This is a genomic window from Roseateles sp. P5_E11, assembly GCF_054049355.1.
Window position 1 is genome coordinate 1 of sequence record NZ_JBFUMO010000944.1, and the last position, 1501, is coordinate 1501.

3 protein-coding genes and 1 pseudogene are annotated in these 1501 nt (G+C 62.5%); all 4 read right to left on the bottom strand.

The annotated features are described in order from the left end of the window. Positions 1–47: 47 nt before the first annotated feature. Positions 48–416: a DUF4870 family protein gene (locus ACXJKR_RS32330; protein WP_457326339.1), complete on the bottom strand. Its 369-nt coding sequence runs from the start codon at positions 414–416 to the stop codon at positions 48–50. Then, the gene (locus ACXJKR_RS32335) at positions 413–751 is read right to left on the bottom strand and encodes a phosphoribosyl-ATP diphosphatase (RefSeq protein WP_457326340.1); all 339 of its coding nucleotides are present in this window, start codon (positions 749–751) and stop codon (positions 413–415) included. The genes ACXJKR_RS32330 and ACXJKR_RS32335 overlap by 4 nt, the downstream gene beginning before the upstream one ends. Further along, positions 744–1133 (bottom strand): phosphoribosyl-AMP cyclohydrolase, encoded by a 390-nt coding sequence (gene hisI, locus ACXJKR_RS32340; RefSeq protein ID WP_457326341.1) that lies wholly within the window; start codon positions 1131–1133, stop codon positions 744–746. Before hisI ends, ACXJKR_RS32335 begins: the two co-directional genes overlap by 8 nt. A gap of 84 nt (positions 1134–1217) precedes the next feature. Next, a pseudogene (locus ACXJKR_RS32345) lies at positions 1218–1501 on the bottom strand (8-oxo-dGTP diphosphatase MutT); the annotation flags it as partial.

Sequence of the window (1501 nt, forward strand, 5' to 3'; positions counted from 1 at the left end):
ATCTTGCAGAACAGGCAGTTGGGATCGTGAGTCATCTTTTACTCGCTTCAGACCGGCATGGGTTTGCCGTCGTTCCAGTTCAAGAAGCCCTTGACGAGGCGATAGAGGAACCAGATGCCGTCAACGGCCAGGATCACGAAGCCCACGCCCAGCAGCAAGGTGGCAAAGCCCAGGATGCCCCATACCAGGCTCCACCAGAAGGTACGGATCTGCCAGGTGAAATGGCTGGCGTAGACGGTGCCCGCAGTGTCCTCGCGCTTGATGTAGTTGATGATGATGGCCACGATGCCGGTAAAGCCGGTGAAGGCACTCAGGGCATAGAGGACATAGACCACCATCGTCAGCTGCTTGAGGCTGGCCAGCTTCTCGGCAGGCGCGCCGACATCCAGCGCCGCGGGGCTCGGATCGTTGTTCATGGGGCTTCTTTCGGCAGCTTGTTGCGGGACGCAAATTCTTCCAGGCCAGACAAGCCCTCGCGACGCGCAAGTTCCCGGAGCACGTCCTCGGGCTTCAGCCCGAAGTGGGCCAACGCCACCATGCTGTGAAACCACAGGTCGGCCACTTCATAGACGACCTTCTGGGCGTCGCCATCCTTGGCGGCCATGACGGTCTCGGTGGCTTCCTCGCCGACCTTTTTCAGGATGGCGTCCAGGCCCTTGTCGAAGAGCTTGGCGACGTAGCTGGTGCCGGGGTCAGCACCCTTGCGGGACTCGATGACCGCGCCGACGCGGCGGAGGATGTCGTCACTCATAGATCTTGCTCGGATCCTTCAGAACGGGTTCGGTGGCACTCCAGACGCCGTTCTCCAGCTTCTGGAAAAAGCAGCTGTGGCGGCCGGTGTGACAGGCAATGCCGGGCTCATGGCCAAGTTGGGTGATGGTCAGCAGCACGACGTCGTTGTCGCAGTCCATGCGAATGGCATGCACCTGCTGGAAATGACCGCTCTCCTCGCCCTTGTGCCAGAGCTTGCCGCGCGAGCGGCTCCAGTAGACGGCCTGGCCGCGCTCGGCCGTCAGGGCCAGGGCCTCGCGGTTCATCCACGCGAACATCAGCACGTCGCCCGTGCCCTGCTCCTGGGCGATGACAGGCACCAGGCCCTTGTCGTCCCATTTGATTTCGTCCAGCCAGTTCATTGCCCGCCCGGCCGCCCGAAGGGCAATGGCGCCCCCTCGGGGGACAGAGAACGAAGTAAACGTGGGGGCTGCGTTTCCATGGTTTCAGTCTAGGTGAGTGGGGCCGACGTGGTTGCGTTCTGCCGCGAACCAGTTCAGGACCGGGATGGTGCCCGGCAGCACAGGCTTGACCTGCACCGGCAGGCTGGCCCAGGCCATCTGCTGGTTCTCCAGCATCTGGAAATCGCCGGTCCACTCGAAGACCTTGCAGAAGTTCAAGCGCACCAACGCATGCGGGTAGTCGAAGATTTCCGTCTTCCAGGGATGCGCGGCGCCGATCTCGATGCCAATCTCCTCGCGCAGCTCACGCGCCAGCGCCTGCTCGATGC

What these genes read in the sequence shown, in the direction of transcription:
- ACXJKR_RS32330 (WP_457326339.1), bottom strand. Translation starts at nt 416, where the DNA reads ATGAACAACGATCCGAGCCCCGCGGCGCTGGATGTCGGCGCGCCTGCC.
- ACXJKR_RS32335 (WP_457326340.1), bottom strand. Translation starts at nt 751, where the DNA reads ATGAGTGACGACATCCTCCGCCGCGTCGGCGCGGTCATCGAGTCCCGC.
- hisI (WP_457326341.1), bottom strand. Translation starts at nt 1,133, where the DNA reads ATGAACTGGCTGGACGAAATCAAATGGGACGACAAGGGCCTGGTGCCT.